This window comes from Novosphingobium jiangmenense, from assembly GCF_015694345.1.
GTDB lineage: Bacteria > Pseudomonadota > Alphaproteobacteria > Sphingomonadales > Sphingomonadaceae > Novosphingobium > Novosphingobium jiangmenense.
Map to the genome: position 1 here is coordinate 16,383 of NZ_JADQDC010000021.1, position 19,562 is coordinate 35,944.

Annotated in this window: 14 protein-coding genes; 7 read left to right on the top strand and 7 right to left on the bottom strand. The window is 66.8% G+C overall.

Features of this window, described 5'->3' with window-relative positions; all coding sequences use genetic code 11:
- Positions 1-63 precede the first annotated feature (63 nt).
- The 4 genes from I2488_RS18995 to I2488_RS19010 all read left to right on the top strand — a co-directional run bounded on the left by I2488_RS18995 (position 64) and on the right by I2488_RS19010 (position 6,874).
- Entirely contained in the window at positions 64-1,173 is a 1,110-nt protein-coding gene (locus I2488_RS18995; protein WP_196277364.1) for an efflux RND transporter periplasmic adaptor subunit, read from the top strand.
- A complete protein-coding gene (locus I2488_RS19000; RefSeq protein WP_196277365.1) occupies positions 1,173-4,280 on the top strand; it encodes an efflux RND transporter permease subunit in 3,108 nt (1,035 codons plus the stop codon). Before I2488_RS18995 ends, I2488_RS19000 begins: the two co-directional genes overlap by 1 nt.
- Entirely contained in the window at positions 4,277-5,536 is a 1,260-nt protein-coding gene (locus tag I2488_RS19005; RefSeq protein ID WP_196277366.1) for a TolC family protein, read from the top strand. Before I2488_RS19000 ends, I2488_RS19005 begins: the two co-directional genes overlap by 4 nt.
- A 99-nt stretch (positions 5,537-5,635) precedes the next feature.
- Positions 5,636-6,874 (top strand): glycerate kinase type-2 family protein, encoded by a 1,239-nt coding sequence (locus I2488_RS19010; protein WP_196277367.1) that lies wholly within the window; start codon positions 5,636-5,638, stop codon positions 6,872-6,874.
- Positions 6,875-6,949: 75 nt separating this feature from the next.
- Here I2488_RS19010 and I2488_RS19015 read toward each other — a convergent pair whose 3' ends face one another.
- From I2488_RS19015 to I2488_RS19025, 3 genes are all read right to left on the bottom strand, one after another.
- Complete coding sequence (locus I2488_RS19015) at positions 6,950-7,702, bottom strand: FadR/GntR family transcriptional regulator (RefSeq protein ID WP_196277368.1); 753 nt, start codon at positions 7,700-7,702, stop codon at positions 6,950-6,952.
- Between the two features lie 71 nt (positions 7,703-7,773).
- Positions 7,774-9,018 carry an MFS transporter gene (locus I2488_RS19020; protein ID WP_196277369.1) on the bottom strand — a complete coding sequence of 415 codons (1,245 nt, stop codon included), beginning with the start codon at positions 9,016-9,018 and terminating at the stop codon, positions 7,774-7,776.
- A 23-nt stretch (positions 9,019-9,041) separates the two neighbouring features.
- Positions 9,042-11,744 (bottom strand): glycoside hydrolase family 2 TIM barrel-domain containing protein, encoded by a 2,703-nt coding sequence (locus I2488_RS19025; RefSeq protein WP_246465770.1) that lies wholly within the window; start codon positions 11,742-11,744, stop codon positions 9,042-9,044.
- A 380-nt stretch (positions 11,745-12,124) separates the two neighbouring features.
- Between I2488_RS19025 and I2488_RS19030 the strand changes: the two genes are divergently transcribed.
- Positions 12,125-14,392: a TonB-dependent receptor gene (locus I2488_RS19030; RefSeq protein WP_343071120.1), complete on the top strand. Its 2,268-nt coding sequence runs from the start codon at positions 12,125-12,127 to the stop codon at positions 14,390-14,392.
- Between the two features lie 149 nt (positions 14,393-14,541).
- Here the strand turns inward: I2488_RS19030 and I2488_RS19035 are convergent, their stop codons facing one another.
- Entirely contained in the window at positions 14,542-15,417 is an 876-nt protein-coding gene (locus I2488_RS19035) for a PRC-barrel domain-containing protein (protein ID WP_196277370.1), read from the bottom strand.
- Positions 15,418-15,540: 123 nt separating this feature from the next.
- Positions 15,541-16,767 (bottom strand): S8 family serine peptidase, encoded by a 1,227-nt coding sequence (locus tag I2488_RS19040; protein WP_196277371.1) that lies wholly within the window; start codon positions 16,765-16,767, stop codon positions 15,541-15,543.
- Between the two features lie 86 nt (positions 16,768-16,853).
- On the opposite strand from I2488_RS19040, the gene I2488_RS19045 reads away from it, so the two are divergent.
- The gene (locus tag I2488_RS19045; RefSeq protein ID WP_246465772.1) at positions 16,854-17,342 is read left to right on the top strand and encodes an RNA polymerase sigma factor; all 489 of its coding nucleotides are present in this window, start codon (positions 16,854-16,856) and stop codon (positions 17,340-17,342) included.
- Entirely contained in the window at positions 17,339-18,040 is a 702-nt protein-coding gene (locus I2488_RS19050; RefSeq protein WP_196277373.1) for an anti-sigma factor, read from the top strand. Before I2488_RS19045 ends, I2488_RS19050 begins: the two co-directional genes overlap by 4 nt.
- 14 nt (positions 18,041-18,054) lie before the next feature.
- On the opposite strand, the gene I2488_RS19055 is transcribed toward I2488_RS19050, so the two are convergent.
- Both I2488_RS19055 and I2488_RS19060 read right to left on the bottom strand, forming a co-directional pair.
- Positions 18,055-18,699 carry a DUF1349 domain-containing protein gene (locus I2488_RS19055; RefSeq protein ID WP_196277374.1) on the bottom strand — a complete coding sequence of 215 codons (645 nt, stop codon included), beginning with the start codon at positions 18,697-18,699 and terminating at the stop codon, positions 18,055-18,057.
- Between the two features lie 106 nt (positions 18,700-18,805).
- Positions 18,806-19,562 (bottom strand): mannitol dehydrogenase family protein (locus I2488_RS19060; RefSeq protein ID WP_196277375.1); only part of this gene is annotated, 757 nt, incomplete at its 5' end.

The window sequence follows — 19,562 nt, forward strand, 5'->3', positions numbered from 1 at the left end:
CGCCCTGAGCAGATCGGCTCCATCGCGAGCCGATCCGAACTTGCGTTCAGGAAAGGCATTGCAATGAATACCCGCAATATTGTGGTGGGCGGCACTCTGGCCGTCCTCGCGGCTGCTGCAGGCGGTTACGCGCTGTTTGACAAGGGCGCTGCGCCTACTCCCGCAGCCGAGCAGGCTGGCACGGCCACTGCTCCCGCTGAAATGACCGACGCCCAGATTGCCCGGCTCGGCATCAAGACCGCGGCCGCGCGGCTGACCAACGAAGTGCCGCTGGGCGCCGTGCCCGGCATCGTCACTCTGCCGCCCGAGAGCCGGGTTGCCGTGACCGCTGCCCTGCCCGGCGCAATCCGTCAGGTCTTCGTGATCGAGGGACAGGAAGTCCGCCGCGGCCAGCCGCTCGCGACGATGGTCAGCCGCGATGCGATGGAACTGGGCGGATCGCGCGGCCGCGCATCGGCGCGGGTCGGGCTGGCACGCGCCAATCTCGCCCGGGCCGAGGCGCTGTTCAAGGAAGGCGTGATCGCCGGCGCGCGTGTGCAGGAAGCCCGCGCCGAACTTGCGCAGGCGCAGTCCGAAGCGGGCGAAGCCGGGCGCATCCTGGCAGCTTCCGGTGCCAGCAGCAGCGGTCTCGTCACCCTGCGCGCGCCGATCTCGGGCCGTGTGTCCAAGGTTGCCGTGCAGACCGGTGGACCGGTCGATGGCCTGACCGCACCATTCGTGATCGATGCCGCCAACGCCTACCAGCTCGATCTGCAACTGCCTGAACGGCTCGGCGCTAGCGTGCGCCCCGGCATGACCGTATCCCTTCCCGGCAACGCGACCGGGCGCATCCTCTCGGTCGGCTCCAGCATCGATCCCGCCACCCGCAGCATCATCGCCAAGGCCAGCCTGGGCAGTGCCCAAGGCCTGATCGCCGGCAAGTCGGTCATGGTCACTATTGGCGCGGGCACCGGCGGGCAAGTCGTCAGCGTGCCATCCACTGCCGTTACCCGGATCGAAGACAAGGACGTGGTCTTTGTCCGCGATGCCAGGCGCTTCATCCAGCGCGAGGTGCGCCTCGGCGGCAGCGGCAATGGCGAAACTGCGATCCTTTCAGGCCTGAAGCCCGGCGAAGTGGTGGCGACCAGCGCAATCCCCGAACTCAAGATGCTGCTGGGCGGCGGGGGTGAGTGATGCTGAGACGCCTTGTTGAATGGTCGCTGGGCGCACGGCTTGCCGTGCTCGGCCTGGCGCTGATCCTTGCCGCGTTCGGGGGCTGGTCGTTCCAGAACCTCCCCATCGACGCATTCCCCGACATCTCGACCACGCAGGTCAAGGTCATCATGAAGGCCCCGGGCATGACGCCCGAGGAGGTCGAAAGCCGGGTCATCACCCCGATCGAGATGGAGATGCTGGGCATTCCCAACCAGCAGATCCTGCGCTCGGCGGCGAAGTACGGCATTGCCGACATCACCATCGACTTCTCCGACAGCGCCGACCTCTACTGGGCGCGCAGCCAGGTGACCGAGCGTCTGAACAACGTCATGGCCGATCTCCCGGCCTCGGTCGAAGGCGGCCTCGCCCCGATCTCGACGCCGCTGTCCGATGTCTACATGTTCACCATCGAAGGCCCGCAGTCGCTGGCCGAAAAGCGCCGCGCGCTCGACTGGGTGATCCGCCCTGCCCTGCGCACGGTGCCCGGCGTGGCCGATGTCAACTCGCTGGGCGGCCACGCCGAAACCTTCGAGGTGCGCCCCGATTCCGGCGCACTGGCCGCCGCTGGCCTGACCTATCACGATCTCCAGACCGCGATCGAAAGCGGCAACCGCAACGATGGCGCGGGCAGGCTCGCCAACGGTGAAAGCACGCTGATCGTACGCTCGGTCGGCGCGATCCAGACCGCCGACGACTTGCGCGCCATCGTCATCCGTAGCGGCACCGGCGGCGTGCTGCGGCTGGGCGACGTGGCGACGGTCACCACGGGCAGCCTGACGCGCTATGGCGCTGTCACCAAGAACGGCAAGGAAGAGGCCGTGCAAGGGCTGGTCATCGCCCTGCGCGGCGCCGATGCCAGCAAGGTGGTTGAGAACGTCAAGGCCCGCATGGCCGAGATCGAAAGCGGCTTGCCCAAGGGCATGACCGTGGATGTGTTCTACGACCGCTCCGAACTGGTCGGCCATGCCGTCTCCACCGTGGAGGAGGCGCTGCTCGAAGCGAGCGTGCTCGTCGTGGTGCTGCTGTTCCTGTTCCTCGGCAACGTGCGGGCCTCCCTTATCGTCGCCGCAGCCTTGCCGATGGCGACGCTGGTCACCTTCATCCTCATGCGCTGGCTTGGCATGTCGGCCAACCTGATGAGCCTTGGCGGGCTTGCCATCGCCATCGGCATGCTGGTCGATGGCGCGGTGGTGGTGGTCGAGAACGTCGTCGACCGCTTTGCCCATCCCCACCACGGCTCCACCAGCAAGCTCCATCAGGTGCTGGTGGCAACGAGCGAAGTGGCAACGCCGGTCGCCTCGGGCATGGCAATCATCGCGCTGGTATTCCTGCCGCTGCTGACCCTGCAGGGGCTGGAGGGCAAACTGTTCGGCCCGGTCGCGATGACCATCGTGCTGGCGCTGGCAGGCGCGCTGGTCCTCTCGCTCACCCTGATCCCGGTGCTGTCCTATTTCGGGCTGAAGCAGGACGCCGGGCACGACGAGCCATGGCTGATGCGCCAGCTGAGCCCGCGCTACCATTCCGCGCTGCAGTGGGCCTTCGACAACCGCAAGCGCGTCTATGGCATGGCTGGCGGATCGCTGCTGGCCGCGGTCGTGGCCTATGGCTTCATCGGCAAGACCTTCATGCCGACGATGGACGAAGGCGCGGTGCTGATGCAGCTGGAAAAGCAGCCGAGCATCGGGCTGGATCACACCATCGCCGGCGACCTCAAGGCGCAGCGGCTGGTCATGGCCAAGGTGCCGGAGGTGCAGGACATCATCGCCCGCGTCGGCTCGGACGAACTCGGGCTCGACCCGATGTCGCTCAACGACACCGACAGCTTCATGCGCCTGAAACCGCGCGAGGAGTGGCGCCAGCAGGACAAGGAATGGCTGGTCGAACAGATCCGTCTCGCCATGGAGGAAATGCCGGGCGTCGAGGCCTCGTTCACGCAGCCGATCGAGATGCGCGTCTCGGAAATGCTGACCGGCGTGCGCGGCGATCTGGCGCTCAAGATCTTCGGGCCTGACCTCAACACGCTGGGCCAGCTTGCCGCCAAGGCGCAGGATCGCCTCCGCAAGATCCAGGGCGTGACCGAGGTCAAGACGCTGGCCGACGACAAGGTCGATTACCTCCAGATCGACATCGACCGCCTCGCCGCAGGCCGCGCCGGGATGCCGGTGGCGGAACTGCAGGACGTGTTGCGCGCGCAGCTCGAAGGCACCCGCGCGGGCGTGGTCGCCGAGAGCCATCGGCGCGTGCCCATCGTGATCAAGGGCGATCCGGCCAGCGCCGCCAGCCTCGATGTCTTCGCCAACCAGCTGATCCGCAGTCCCGACGGCACGCTGCTGCGCGTGGGCGACGTGGCGCGTGTCCATCAGGTGGAAGGGCCGGTGAAGCTCGACCACGAGAACGGCTCGCGCTTTGCCGTGGTCCAGGCTTTCGTGTCAGGACGCGATCTTGTCGGGTTCGTCGATGAAGCCAAGGCCGACATTGCCGCCAACGTGCCGCTGCCGCCGGGCTATCGCCTCGAATGGGGCGGGCAGTTCGAGAACCAGCAGCGCGCCTCGGCGCGGCTGGGGGTGGTTCTGCCGCTTGCCCTGCTGCTGATCTTCGGTGTTCTGTTCTGGACGCTGCGTTCGCTGCGCGCCGCGCTGCTGATCATTGCGATGATCCCGTTCGCGGTGGTCGGCGGGATCGTGACGCTTGCCGTGTCGGGCGAGTATCTCTCGGTGCCAGCCTCGGTCGGGTTCATCGCGCTGCTCGGCATCGCGGTGCTTAACGGGCTCGTCATGGTCACCTACTTCCGCCAGTTGCGCGAACAGGGCCTGACCATGGCGCAGGCCGTGCGGCAGGGGGCGGAGCGACGCTTGCGCCCGGTGCTGATGACGGCGGCGATCACCGCGTTCGGCCTGGTGCCGCTGCTGTTCGCCACCGGTCCCGGCTCCGAGATCCAGCGTCCGCTGGCGATCGTCGTGATCGGCGGCCTCGTCACTTCGACGCTGCTCACCCTGTTCCTCCTGCCGATGCTCTACGAGCGGTTCGGCGAAAATCCTGCCGAGCGCGCTGCGCTGGACGGCGGGATGGAAAGCGCTTCAGCATGAAGTACCGTCTTGTCTTCGCATGGCCGCTGCTGATGGCGGCCCCGATACTCGCCCAGTCTGCCGATCAATCGGTGCCCGGCCTTCCCGATGCGGCGGTGCAGGAGGCTATCGAAACCCACCCGAGATCGCGCGCTGCCGATGCCAAGGTCGAAGCCGCGCGGCAGGAAGCAACCGCGCTGCGGGTGACCTCCAACGAGTTCACTCTGTCGGGCGATGTCGGGCGGCGCACGATCGAGGACGAGGGCCGCTATACCGAGTACACCGTCGCTCTCGAACGCCCGATCCGCCTTCCCGGCAAGACCGCGCTAGACCGCAAGGCCGGCACGCTCGCGGTGCGGGTGGCCGAACTGCGTGCCGAGGATGCGCGTCACCAGCTCGCCCTCCAGCTCAACGAACTGTGGTGGGACTGGATGGGCGCTGCGGCAGAGGCGCGCACTCTGGCGGAGACCCAACAGACGCTCGAGCGGGCCTACCGCGGCGTGGATTCGCAAGTGCGCGTGCAGGACGCGGCGCAAGTCGATGCCGACCGCGCCATGGCCGAAGTGGCGATGAACCGGGCCAGCCTCGATGCGGCGCTTTCCCGCGCCGGAATCGCGCGCGAGCGGCTGGCGGCGCAGTTCCCGCAGCTTGCTCTCCCTGCCGAGGCTCCGGCGCTGTCCCGGCCCGGCCTTCCGCCCGAGGAGCTGGCGCGGTTGCGCGAAGCGGTGATGACCTGCAACCATGAACTGCCGGCGGCCTTGGCCGAGGCCGAGCGCCTCGCCGCCCTCGCCGAACGCAGCCGCCGCAATCGCATCGCCGATCCGACCATCGGCGCGCAGTTCTTCAGCGAGCGCGGCGGTCTGGAAAAGGGCGCAGGGATCGTCTTCTCGATACCCTTGGGCGGGCGCTACCGTGCCGCCCTGTCCGATCAGGCGCAGGCCGAAGCCCAAGTCGCCATCGCCGATGCTGCCAGCGCCCGCTTCGACGTGCTGGAAATGGCGACGACCGACCACTCGGCTGCGCTCGGCACCGTCCAGTCATGGAAGGCAACCGAAGCTGCCGCCGCCAGCAGCAGGCGCGCCGCCGATCGCCTGCAGGCGGGCAATCGCCTTGGCCACGTCGACCTTGCCGACCTGCTCTTCGCCGAACGTCAGGCCAAGGATGCAGCGCTTGCCGAAACGCAAGCCCGGGCGACTGCCCTGCGCGCGGAGACCAAGCTGCGCATCGATGCCCACCACCTCTGGCTCGACTGCGAACACGAGCAGCAGCAACCCTGACGCCAGATGGACGGATGCGGCGAGGTTGCGCGCTTCGGCACTTGCCGCAGCGCGCAACCTCGCGCACCAATTGCAGAAAATGCCACCGGAAGGGATGTCATGGCGCTGCGAGACGAAATGCTCGAGATCTTCCTGGCTGGCGTTGCTGCAGCCAGTGCTCCCGCAGCGCTGGCAAAAGTCCTTCCGAGCCAAGCCCCCAGAGGCAGAACCATCGTCCTGGGCTGCGGCAAGGCCGCAGCGGCCATGGCAGAAGTGGCGGCGCGACACCTCCCCGGCGAAGTGACCGGCTGCGTCGTCACCCGCTTCGGCCACGGCGCGCGCGGCTACACCGGGGGAATTGAAGTCATCGAAGCCAGTCACCCGGTGCCCGATGCCGCAAGTCTGGCAGCGGGCCGACGCATACGTGAGCTTGCCGAAACCGCGCGACCCGGCGATCGTGTCGTGTTCCTGATCTCCGGCGGCGGATCTTCGCTGCTGGTGGACCCGCTGCCCGGCCTGCCTCTCGCCCGCAAGGCAATGATAAACGAGCATCTCGTGAAGTCCGGCGCACCCATCACGCAGATCAATTTCGTGCGCCGCCATCTCTCGCAGGTAAAGGGCGGAAGGCTGTCTGCTGCGGCCGCTGCAGCGGCAGACGACATGCACAGCTTCGTCATCTCCGATGTGGTCGGCGATGATCCTGCGGTCGTGGCCTCCGGCCCCTCGGTCGCGAGCGAATTCGATCCCGAACGCGCGCTGGCCATTCTCGAGGAAACGGGATGGCCAGTCGATGTAGAGCTTGCCACCCTGATGCGCGAGGCCTGCGTCACCACGTCGCCAACCCACCCGATCCACGTCATTGCCACCGCAGCAACCGCGCTCGATGCTGCGGTGGAACATGCCATGCGAAGCGGCTGGCTAGTCATCCGGCTGGGCAATGACCTCCAGGGCGAAGCGTCAGCAGTGGGCCGTGCCCATGCCGCGATTGCGCTCGATCACCTTGCACGCGCGCAGCGGTGCCTGCTGGTATCGGGCGGGGAACTGACCGTCACGGTCCGCAACCGGCAAGGACGCGGCGGCCCTAACCTCGAATATCTGACCGGGCTGATGGCCGCTTTGCCGGACGATGCCCCGATCGCAGCGCTTGCCTGCGACAGCGACGGCATCGACGGCAGCGAGGACAACGCCGGCGGCTGGTTCGGCATGGGCGCGCGCGCACCTGCGGCCGCTTGCGAGGCAGCGCTCACGCAAAATCGCACATACGATCTGTTCGCAGGCCTCGGCGGCCTGATCGTCACCGGCCCGACCCGCACAAACGTGAACGACATCCGCCTGATCGCCGTGGGCGCAAAAGCATAAACAGCAGTCCGACCTCGCCAGTACCTGCTCTTCAACGCCCGAAACCGGCCACTGTCGAGAGTTTCACCCGCTGGATCAGGCCATCGCCCCGGCATAACGCGCGCGCTTGGCCTGCGTCGCCTTGCGCGCTTCGGCCAAGGCCCGCTCTTCCGTCGCGAACAGCAATCCGTCGAGCACGGCAGAAAGGTGCGCGCGCATCGCCGCCCGGGCAGCGTTCGGATCGCGCGCCTTCAGGGCCTCGAGCACGGCAGTATGCTCCTCCACCACCGGCTTGATCTGCGCATGGCGTGCCTTTTCATGCAGCAGCGCCGCCTCGGGAGACGTCGCGCGCAAGTCCCACAGCCGCTCGATCGCCTGATAGACCGCCACGTTCCGCGTCGCGCGCGCAATCGCGAGGTGAAACTCGCGGTCGGCACTTTCGGTACCGTTGGGGTCCTGGTTCTCCTCGGCGATGCGCTGCACCAGCACCTCGATCGCGGCCACGTCCTCGTCCGTCACCTGCGTCGCCGCCAGCGCGGCCGCCTCGCCCTCGAACAGCAGCCGGGCTTCGGTCAGCTCGAACGCGGTCACGTTGAAGCCAGGGCGATCCTCCTCGCCCGGCAGCCGCTTGACGTAGGCCCCCGAGCCGATCCGCACCTCGACCAGCCCCTGAACTTCCAGCGCGATGATCGCCTCGCGCACGGTCGGGCGGCTCACCTCGAAGCGTACCGCCAGATCGCGCTCTGCCGGGAGGCGGGTGCCCACCGGATAACGACCGCTCGCCAGCTCATCCATCAGCGCACGGGCAAGGTCCTGATAGAGTCGATCATTGGATTTTACGTTGGCCATGAGGTGCTTTCAAAAACTCTGGTATTACCAATATGTTGGGTTTTGACAGGCCGAAAATGCCCCGTCAATCGCTATTGCGTCCGGGGTGGAGACCGCAGCAGGCCCCACAGCACGGCAGCGGCCAGCAGGTCCAGCCCCGCCAGCGCCACGAACAGCGGATTGTAGCCGAACACGTCGGCGCTTTGGCCGATCAGCAGCGTGAACAGCATGCCGCCGACCCACGCGGAGGTCCCCGCCATGCCGCTGGCAGTGCCGACAGTTCGGCTGTCGAACACGTCGGCGCAGAGCGTGATCAGCGCGCCGTTGAGCAACTGGTGGGCAAAGCCGCCGATGCAGAACAGCGCTATCGCCATCTCCGGCGAAGTCGCAAGGCCAATGCAGGCCGGCCCCACCATGCACAGCGCGCCCATCGTCATGGTGATCTTGCGCGACGACAGCATCGACGATCCGCGCTTCATCAGCCACGCCGGCAGCAGCCCCGCGGCAAGGCTGCCGAAGTCGGCCGCAAGGAACGGCATCCACCCCCACATGGCGATGGACTTGAGATCGAGCTTCCACACCGCCACGAGATAGAGCGGGATGAAGAAGTTGAAGGTCTGCCACGCCGGCTCGGCCAGGAAGCGCGGCACCGCGATTGCCCAGAACGAACGGCTGCGCAGCACATCGGCCTTTGTCGCAGGCTTGGTCGCATCTGGCTGGTTCATCGCGGCAATGGCTTCGCGCTCCTCTTGCGACAGGCGCGGATGCTGTGCCGGATCGCGATAGCCGATCCACCACATCCCTGCCCACACAAGGCTGAGCGCGCCCGTCACCAGAAAGGCCGCCTGCCAATTCCATGCAAGGATGCAGAACGCCACCAGTGGCGGCGCGATCATGTTGCCCACGCTCGTGCCCATCTGGAACAGGCTGGTCGCCAGCGGGCGCTCCTTGGCCGGGAACCACTGCGCCACGGTCTTAGTCCCCGCCGGGATCGCCGCGGCCTCGGTCGCGCCAAGCAGCGAGCGGAACGCCGCAAGGCTCATCCACCCGGTGGCAAAGGCATGGCTCATGTTGCTCAGCGCCCAGCCCACCGCGAAGAGGAAGAACCCCAGCCGCGTGCCCAGCGCGTCCAGCACCGCGCCTGCCACGGTCTGCATCACGGTGTAGCTCGCCTGGAAGGCCAGCACGACCCAGGTGTATTGCTCGGTCGTCATCGCGAATTCGGTCTTGAGCGTCGGCGCGGCCACCGACAGCGTCGAGCGGGCAAGGTAGTTGAGGATCGTGCCGAGCGTGATCAGCGCAATGATCCACCAGCGCAGCGGAAGCTTCCTGAGCATGTTGTCCGTCCGTTGCCTTGAGGTCAGCGCAGCCGCTCGATCTCGATCATCGCGACCCGCGCGTCGGTGGTCCCGCTGACGAAATCAAGCGCCAGTTCGCCCTTCGCCTTCAGCGTAAACGCCCTGGCCTCGGCCACCGCCCCGCTCGCCGGAATCGCGGGCTGGAACTTGCGCAGCAGCACCTTCCTGCCGCTCATTACGTCAAACGTCCCGACCTTCTGGCCAGCGTCGGTGGCAAACCACAGCGTCACCTTGTAGCGCCCGTCGGCCACCGGCACGCGGTAGGAGAAGGTGCCGCTGCGGTACGTTGCCAGCGCGCCGCGATCGGTCGTGCCGGAAATGGCCGTGGGCACCGAGGGCTTGCCAAAGTCGGCCGGCTTGTCGAGCGAGGCCGTCAAGCCGCCTTCGAACCAGTTGTCCGATCCCAGCACTCGCCCCTCGCTCCTCGCCGCAAGCAGCGTACCGGCATCGATCACGAAGTGGCGGGCGGTCTCGGGCGCAAGCGTCCAGCTGGCGCTGTCCTCGACCGTGCCGCCAGCATGAGTGCCCCGCGCCACCAGCGCGTTGGTGCCTTCGTCCAGCCGCACCCCGCTCCACACGCAGATCATCTGCGGGCAATCGCTCTTCACGCCCAGCGAACGGCCGTTGAGCAGCAGGTCGGTGGTGGCGGCGTTGCTGTAAACGCGCACGTCGGTAACCGGATAGGCCCGATCCACATAGCGCTTGGAGGTGATGTGGACCATCGGCGCCGGATTCCAGTTCGCCTTGTAGAAGTACCAGGCGTCCTTGCGGGTCTTGTGGTCGTAGGCGACGAGGCCCTTTGTGTTGATGTCCTGCGCATCGCCCTCGGTGCGCACGGTCGTGGCGAAGTCGAACGAGTTCCACAGCCACGTCGCGTAGAGCCATGGTCGCGCATCGAGCTGCGCCAGTGCGGTCTCGTGGATGTAGCTTTCGTACTCCTCGGGCTGCGCCGCACCACGCGAATCCGCCGGGCCGCCCAGCACGTTGTCGGTGTGCATGGTCAGCGCCCCGCCCGCGCCATACTCCGTCACCGCCAAAGGCTGCTGCGGCCGCTTGGCGCGCAACCCGTCAAGATGCGGCCCCAGGTCACCGGCCTTGCCGAAGTACCAACCGAAATAGCGGTTGGCCCCGCCAAGATCGGCCGCCACCGCCGTGGTCGGGATCTCGATGTCGTTGCCGAAAGCCCGCGCCTCGCAGCAGGTCGCCAGTGCGGTCGGCCGCGAAGGATCGAGCGCCTTGGCCGTCTTCTGCAACTCGCCCAGCAGCGGCAGCGGATCGACCTCGCGCCCGTCCGCCCCACCGAACAGGAAGGCGGGCAGCGAGTTGCCGAAGTCCACTTCGTTGGCGATGCTCCAGATTGCGCTGGCGGCGTGGTTCTGGTTCTGCCTGACCAGTTCGGTCAGTTGCGCCTTGGCATTGGCAACCAGCGCCGGATCCGGATCCTTCTTTGCGCCAAGCGTCCAGGTCGAGACCAGCGGAATCTCGTCCCACACCACTATCCCGGCGCGGTCGGCCAGATCGTGAATGTCCTGCCCGTGCTGGTAATGCGTCAGACGGATCGAGTTGGCCCCCATCTCGCGCATCGTCGCCACGTCCTCCTCGACGTCGGCGCGCGAGATCGCCCATCCTTTTCCATCGCGGTCCTGATGATAGCCGACGCCCCTCAGGCGATAGGGCTGGCCATTGAGCAGGAACCCGCGCGCCGGATCGAACGCCATCGTCCTGATGCCGTAGGGTTGGCTCGTGGCGTCGGAGAGTTGGCCTTCCGCGCCCGGGAGTTGCCCTTGTGCCCCTGAGAGTTGGACTTTGAGGTCATAGAGGTAGGGATCGGCTGTGCCCTGCCACAGGTGGGGGTTGGCTACAGTCAGCTTCGCGCTGATTTCGCTGGTTTTTCCTGCCGGAGTATAAGCCGGAATCATGGCACTCGCCGCCTCCCGCCCTTCGCGATCGACGAGCGAGACGCGGACTTGCGCCTTGGCCGCCTTCGCTCCGTCATTGGCAACGCGCACCGCCACTTCGATCACCGCCTCCTGCGCCGAGGCCGCAACCGTCGTCGCCCGCACGCCCGGACCGCCGGCGTCGGCAAGATCGATATGCAGCGGTGCGGTCGTCACCAGCCTGACCGGCCGGTAAAGTCCGCCATGGACGAAGAAATCGCCGGAGAGTGGCAGGACATCGGCAGTCGGGCTGCCTGCCCGGGGCTGGGTATTGTCCACCCGCACCACCAGGACGTTGTCGCCCGAAGCCGTCATCGCTGCCGTCGCATCAAAGCGGAAGCGCGAGAAGCCGCCGCGGTGCTCGCCAAGGTACTGACCGTTGAGCCAGACCTGCGCCACCCGGCTCGCCGCATCGAACTCCAGCCACTGCCGCTTGCCCGCAGCATCCTTCGGCGCCGCGAAATGCAGGCGATACCAGCCGACGCCCTGCCGCTTGTCCACCGTCTCCGCCCGGTTGGTGCCGCCCAGGTCATGATGGTAATAGCCGACGCGGTTCCAGGTATGCGGAACCGAAACCTGCTCCCATGCAGCATCGGCGAAGTCGGGCCTTGCCGCGTCGGGAGCATCGCCATCGAAGAACCGCCAGCCGGAGTCGAGCGGCACGACTGTCCGGCCATCCTGCGCAGCCACGGGTCCGGCCTGAGCCAGCGCCACCAGCCCCGACCCCGCCAGCATTGCCGCCCAGATTGGCGCCCGCCTTGTCCGCATTTGCATCCTGACTTCCCGCTCCAACATTTTTGGTCAGTCCGATTATTGGAACGCGACGTAACCAAAAGCAAGTGGAATAGCTCGTCGCGCGCATTCGGTAAGGCAGATCAGTGCAAGAGAGCTCGACTAAAGCCCCAGAAGGGCGCGAATCATTCCGATAAATCCGCACTTCCGCAGCGCTTGCCCTGTCATCGCCAGACGGGAGGCCTCCAACGCCACCCGAACCCAGGCCGTCATTCACCCGCAAATCCGGGACTTTGCACCTGGTCGCCGCCCGAACAGATTTGGCATGATGCATTTTCCGGTTGTGTCCACGCCAGACTTGTGCAATTGGCCTGTCCAAATTGGTAGACCCAATCGGTAATCAAGGGAGGATACATGTGTTTCTGAAATCCAGCCTGATCGTCAGCATCTCGGCCCTGGCTTTTGCCCAGGCCGCCCAGGCGCAGGAAGCGCCCGAGCAGGGGCTCGAGGAAATCATCGTCACCGCGCAGAAGCGCGAACAGAACATGCAGGACGTCGCAGTCGCCGTTACGGCCCTGAGCGGCGAAGCGCTGACCAACCGCAACGTCGCCACCGTCGGGGATCTGCCGCGCCTCGCACCGAGCCTTACCCTCACCCAGGGCAACGTCCCCACCAACAACTCGATCAACCTGCGCGGCATTGGCACGGTGTCGTTCAGCACCGCGATCGAGCCTTCCGTGGCGGTCATCGTCGATGACGTGCCCCTGCTCCAGCAGGCCCAGGCCTTCTCCGGCCTCAGCGACATCGCCCGCATCGAAGTGCTGCGCGGTCCGCAGGGCACGCTGTTCGGCAAGAACGCTTCGGCCGGCGCCATCAACATCGTGTCCAAGGGCGCGTCCGACGTGTTCACCGGTGCCGTCACCGGAACCGCCACCACCGACGATCAGTACCGCGTCGATGCCTCGCTGGCCGGTCCGCTCGGCGAAAGCGCCGGCTTCCGCATCAACGGCTTCTACAACGACCGCAAGGGCTACATCCGCAATCTGCAGGACGGCTCGCGCCTCAACAACGACAAGAGCTACGGCGTCCGCGGCCGCCTCGAACTCAAGCCGGCCGAGGGCCTCAAGCTTGACGTGACCGCCAGCCACACCGTCAGCGAGAGCGACGGCTTTGCCCGCACCTACCGCGCAGTGCCTGCCGGCGCCGCCGTGTTCGGCACCCCCGTCGCGGCGAGCATCGTCGGCGTGACTCCGGGCGAGGACAACTTCAACGTCCGCCTCGACCATCCGCTGTTCAACAAGAGCCGCCAGACCACCGTGTCGGGCCGCGCCACGCTTGACCTCGGCTTTGCCGATCTGGTGTCGGTCACCAGCTACCAGGACTGGAAGTTCCGGTTCGAGGAAGACTTCGACTACACCATCTCGAACGTGCTCGGCATCCCGGGCGGGATCGTCGCCAACAGCTCCTATGCGGCGACCCAGTTCACCCAGGAAGTCCGCCTCGTATCGCCGACGAAGTCCGCATTCAGCTACGTCGTCGGCCTGTTCTACGCCGACGGCAAGACCGATCGCAGCTTTGCGCGCGGCCCGTCCGGCCCGGTGGTCGCGAACTGGACCTCGCGCAGCCAGACCCAGAGCTACGCCGCCTTTGCGCAGGCGACCTACGATCTCGCCGACACCACCCACCTCGATGTCGGCGCGCGCCTCAATCACGAAGAGATCTCGGTGCGCTTCCTCAACAATGCGCCGAATGCCAATCCGCCTGCCAACAATGCCACCTGCCTCAGCCTCTGCACCGGCGCGGACAAGGATACGGTGGTGACCTGGAAGACCTCGCTGCGTCAGGATCTTTCCGATCAGGTCATGGTCTATGCCTCGTTCGCGCGCGGCTACAAGGGTCAGGGCTTCGACATCAGCACCGGCTTCAAGCCGAGCCGTGCTGCCAACCCGGTGCGCCCGGAAACCTCGGACGCCTATGAAGCAGGCATCAAGTCGCGCTTCTTCGACAACAAGGTCCAGCTGAACCTCTCGGCCTTCTGGAGCAACTTCCGCGACTTCCAGGCGCAGTCGGGCGTCGTCCTGCCCGACAACACGATCGAACTGACGCTCAACAACGTCGGCCGTGTCCGCACTCGCGGTTTCGAGCTTGAACTTTCGGCACGCCCGATCCCGACGCTGACCATCGACAGCGCGCTGAGCTTCACCGACACGCGCATCATGTCGTTCCCCGGCGCGCAGTGCTACTCGGGCCAGACCACCGGCTGCGTCGATCTCGACGGTGCCGGCCCCTCGACGGTCAAGGGACAGGACCTGGCCGGCAAGCGCCTGCCCAACGCACCGCGCCTGAAGTTCAATGTCGGCGGCACTTACGACATCCTGCTGCCGTCGCTGCCCTTTGATGGCTTCGTCCAGGCCGACGTCGCCTATCAGAGCGCGGTGAACTTCGATCTGCTGTCGAACCCGCTGACGGTGCAGAAGGGCTATGCCGTGGTCAACGGCAGCATCGGCATCGATCAGAACGATCGCGGCGGCCTGCGCGTCGCGCTGTTCGTCAACAACCTGTTCGACAAGCGCTATGCCACCAACATCTCGGTTGCCCCGGGCGGTTCGGTCGGCCTGCTGCACCAGGCACTCGACCGGAATTCGCGTCGCTATTTCGGCATCCGCGCCCGCTACGAGTTCTGAGTCCCTCCCTGCCGGATCGCGTGACCTGATCCGGCAGACCTCGCCTGGACCCTGCATCTGCGGGTCCCGTCGCGCGTCCCCACCGGCGTGCAGACGAAGAAGCGCGGCCCTTCCCCGGGGCCGCGCTTCAACGCGTTTAACGGTCTTGATCAGTTGCGGCTGGCAGTGGCGCCCTGCTTTTGCTGATCCTGTGCGACCTGCTTGATCTGGCTCTCGCCCATTGCCGAGATCACGGCATTGCCGCTCCCGGTGAAGTTCGCCGCCGGTAGCATCGCCTTGGCGCCGTCCACCTTGACCAGCAGCGAGCGCACCTGGCCACGGCCATCGGCGACGACTTCGCGGATCTTGCCCAGCTTCTCGCCATCAGGCCCCAGCACGGTCATGCCCTTGCTCAGCGAGAATGCGCCATTGGCCGAAGAGGCGAGGCTGCCCGCCAGCGCCAGCGAGCCATTGCCGCCGGAAGCCGCACCCGATGCGGCGCCCGAACCCATGCCGCTTGCCATTCCGCTCGCGCCGCCTGCCGAAGACCGCGCACCCGAAACCAGCGAGCCGGTCGTGTCCGCTGCGCCCTGCAAGGTGCCGCGCACCGTCGAACGGGCCTCGCCAGCGGTCGAGCGGATGGCATCGGTGCCGATCAGCTGCGCGTCCGCGCTGCCCGATGCCGAACCCGTTGCGCGTCCGGATCCGCTTGCTCCGACCATGCGGCTCGGCGTGCTCAGGGCCTGGCTGGCACCTGCGGCAAGCGAACCGTCGGCACCGCCATCGGCGTGGACCTTTCCGCTCTTGCGGTCGACCGACTTGCTGGCCTTGGCGCTGCCGCTGCCCTGGACAGACCCGCGCGTCGTGCTCTCCGCGCGGTCAACCGTGCCACGGATCGTGTCGCCATTCAGGGTGCCACCCAGCGTCCCGCCGAGACTGCCACCGATGTTGCCGCCCAGCGCGCCGCCGCCACCGAGGATCTGGGCCTGTGCCGCCGGTGCCATCATCAGCAGCATCGCCGTCGAACCGATCAGAAACTTGCGCATTTCGATTTTCCTTTCCGCGAATGGATCGAAGACGTCGTTGCAACGCCCTCTCGAAAGGAAAACGGATCACCGGTCCGACTTAATGCATCCCTTTGCGAAAAATTTTTCCGACGCCCGGACGCTTCAGCGACCCGGCCTGCACAAGGTGCACAGCAGCCCCCGGCCGAACGTCCGGTCCGCTCCGCGCGGACCGAGGTCGATGGCTTCGCCATCAAGCCGCGCTTTGACCTCGCCGCCCCTCGCCAGCGCCAGCGCCGCTCGCGAGGCGACCAGCGGCGTGGCGAAGGACGTGCCTCGCACCTTTACGCGGCGTCCTGCCGCATTGCTGGCATAAAGGTCCGCTCCCGGCGCGGCATAGTCGAGATGGAGCGCGCGTCCCGCCTCGATCAGCGGACGGTTGCGCCCGTCGACCGCCGTCACCGCGATCACGCCGGAATAGGATGCGGGAAAGACTGGCGGTGCAGCCGGCCCGTCATTGCCCACTGCTGCCACGATAACCATACCCTTGCGCTGCGCTGCCATGATCGCCTTGGCCAGAACCGGATTGGCAGGTCCGACCAGACTGATCGAGGCGACGCGAATTTCGCGGGTCAGCAACCAGTCCAGCGCCCGCGCCACGGCAAGCGCATTTCCGCCGGCAGGATCGCTGCCATAGACATCTGCGACCACTACGCGGCGCACCCCTGCGTATCGCAGCAGCGAAACAACCGCCGTGCCATGATCGCCCGCGCGTGGCGCGCCCTTGGCAAAACCTCTGGCTTCGTCCGCTCCTGCGGCACCGCCATCGATCACGCCCACCGCCATGTCGATGGCGGGCATCGCACTGCCCGCCGGTACCTTGACGCTTCGCGCCGCACTCGCCTGCCCGCTTGCGAAGTTCAAGGTGTCGGCCGAGATCGTCGCATCGGGCAACTGCGCCTGCAGCAGCGCTTGCGCCTTCGCCAGGCTCATCCCCTCGGGAACCCCGAAACGCACCACCGTCATGTCGCAATTGTCCAGCCGCTCCTTGGACAGGATCTCGAACCCGGCCTGCGCCGCAGTTGCGATGGCAGCGGCTGAAGGATCAAGCATCAGCAGTTCCCCTCGCCGCGCGAGGTCGCCGGAAGCGTCGCGATCGATGGCGGTGCGATTGGCGCGCGCGATGCGCTCGATCCGCTCCAGCCTTGCCTGGGCGAGCGTGCGGACGGTTGCCGACAGACCATCGAGAGTCTCTCCCGGAGGAGGGAGAGTTGCCCCCACGCCTTCAAGGGTCCGGCCGATGCCCTCGCGCAGCGGAGGCAGCGCCAATTGCGCCGCCAGCGGGCTGGCAACGGTGCAAAGCAGCAATGCTGAAAGGGCCAAGCGTTTCATTTTCATCGTGTTTTTGCCATAAACGAAATGTCTCAGGGATTAAACGCACGAGCCCGCTCGTTGCATCCAAGAGAAAGGCAAAGACACTGGCTGATCCCTTCGCCGATGGCATACTCGACCTGCTCCCCCGCCTGCGACGCTTCGCGGCGGGATTGTCGCGCGATGCCGGCGCTGCCGATGATCTTTGCCAGATGGCAATCGAAAGAGCCTTGCGTGCCCGCGCCCAATGGCAAGTCGGCACGCGGCTCGACAGCTGGATGTACAGGATCATGCGCAATATCTGGATCGACGAAGTCCGCGCCAGCACGCGCCGGGGCCAGACCTTCGTCGATGAAGAAGCGGGCCTGGCGGTCGGCGCTTCGGGCGGTCAGGAAGAGCGTGCAGCTCTTGGCGATGTCGACCGCGCGCTCGCCCGCCTGCCCGAAGAACAGCGCGAAGCGGTTGTGCTGGTGATGGTCGAAGGCTGGTCCTACAAGGAAGCCGCCGAGATCGTCGGCTGCCCGGTCGGCACGCTCAATTCACGCCTCGTGCGCGGCCGTGACGCGCTGATGGCCCTGCTGGGAGAAGCGGCATGACACCTTCCCCGGAACAGCTCGCGGCATATGCCGACGGCCAGCTCGATGCCGCCGATGCCGCGCAGGTCGAAGCGGCAATCTCGCGCGATCCGGTGCTGGCCAGACAGGTGGCGACGCATCGCGCCTTGCGCGCAAGACTCGCCGGTCATTTCGCGCCGGTAGCCGAGGAGCCCGTGCCTGAACGGCTTTCCGCTCTGCTCCGATCTTCGCAGGCTGAGGTCATCGACTTCGCCGCCGCCGCCCGCGCCCGTACCCGCCCACGTTTCCGCTGGACATGGGTTGCCGGCCCTGCCCTTGCCGCATCGCTGGTCCTTGCCCTGACCCTGCGCGGTCCTGCGACACGGACTTACGCGAGTGACGAGATCGCCTCCGCTCTCGACAGCCAGCTCGTTGCCGAGCAGCCGGGCGATGCTCCGGTCCGCGTCCTGCTCAGCTTCCGCGACCGGAGCGGCGACATCTGCCGGGCCTATGCCGCAGGCCGCCGCTCCGGAATCGCCTGCCGTGACGACAGGGGCTGGAAGATGCAGGGCGGCTCAGGCGGACCAGAGGCCGAAACGTCGGAGTACCGGCAGGCGGCGAGCGCCGGAGATATCCTCGCCCGGGCGCAGGCCATGGCCAGCGGCCCTGCGCTCGATGCGCAGGAGGAAGCCCGGGCCCGCGCACTCGGATGGAAGCGGGCGACAGTGCAAGGCCGCTGACTGCCGGGTCGGCACTACTCTCCGGCGCGGAAGTCCTTGATGCTGCCAGGCGTCATCCGCATTTCCGAAAAGCGCGCGATGTTGCCCCCGCCCAAGGGCGATTGTGCGCTCAGCCCCAGCCACAGCGCGGCAGGATAGTCGTTGCGGAACACCCGCACGAGTTGCCACGACTTCGCATCGCGCGAATAGTAGAAGCCGATGGACTTGGTGTCGGACGAAATCCTCAGATGGACGGCGGGTGCGGCCACGGCATCGTGGTTGTTGTCGTCCGAGGTACCGTCGGTGCGCACGGTCACGATCCGCGAAAGGCCTCGCTCGTCGCGCTCGAACGCGAACTTCAGCCACTTGTCCTCGCGCACCCACAAGTAGAGCGCGCCGGCATCGTAAGTTTCGGTCAGAACCGGCGCGACACGCACGGTGAAGGTGAACGGCCGGGTGTTGTCGACGCGGCTCAGCAGGACCGGAGCGTTGCCATAGGCGGTCGTGCCGTCAGTCTCGCGGAAGAAGTCGGTCTTCGGACCGCTGCGCAGCGACAGATCGTCCTGACCGACGGTGGCGGCACCATCGCCGCCGTTCAGCGCACGCTCGAACACCACTCCCGAAGTGGCCACTTTTGCCGCCGATCCGGGCAAGTCCTGCCCCAGGACCGGCGATGTCACCAACAACGCTCCAGCCACCCCTGCCATCATCCGCAATGCCATCGGCCCCGCCTCCCCCTTCAGATGGCGCAACCTTGCACCCGGCAAGCCGGGGCGCAAGCCTGGTTCAAACCATGGACGAAGACCACACGCCCCCCAGGACGCCGTCTTTGCCGAAGATGGCGTGGATTGGGTCTGGGGTGTTTGCGGCTCTGGTGAGTTTGTCGGCGAGGGGGTCGTCGACGGGGCCGTTGTGGCCCTGGAGGTGGTGGATCCAGGCGCCTATGCCTTCGCGGATGGCGGGGCAGTCGTGGCCTTGGGCGGCTCTGGCGGCGAGGGTTTCGAGCCAGCGCTGGGGGATTTTCTGGCTGCCGTCCATGGCGATCTGGATGAGGCGGTGGTTGAGGCTGGGGTTGGCGAAGCGGGCGATCAGCGCGTCGGCGTAGGCGGCGAGGTCCTGCCCCGGTGCCGGGGTGATCGTCGGCGCGGCTTCGCGGCGCATCAGCTGTTCGGCAAGGTGGCGCAAGTGCGGGTCGGCCACGGCTTCGTGGACGTACTCGTGGCCCGCCCTCAGCCCGCAATAGGCGAGCAGCGAATGCGCGCCGTTGAGCATCCTGAGCTTGGCGGTCTCGTAAGGCGCGACGTCCTCGACCAGCTGCGCGCCGACCGCTTCCCATGCGGGGCGCGGTCCGGCAAAGCGGTCCTCGATCACCCACTGGCTGAACGGCTCGGTGACGACGCAGGCCTGATCTTCAGGGGCCTCATCGGTCAGACCGCCCAGGGCTCCGGCGACCATCGCGCGGTCGGCCTCGGTGGTCGCAGGCACGATGCGGTCGATCATCGTCGAGGGGCAGGTGCAGTTTGCCGCGAACCAAGGAAGTAGC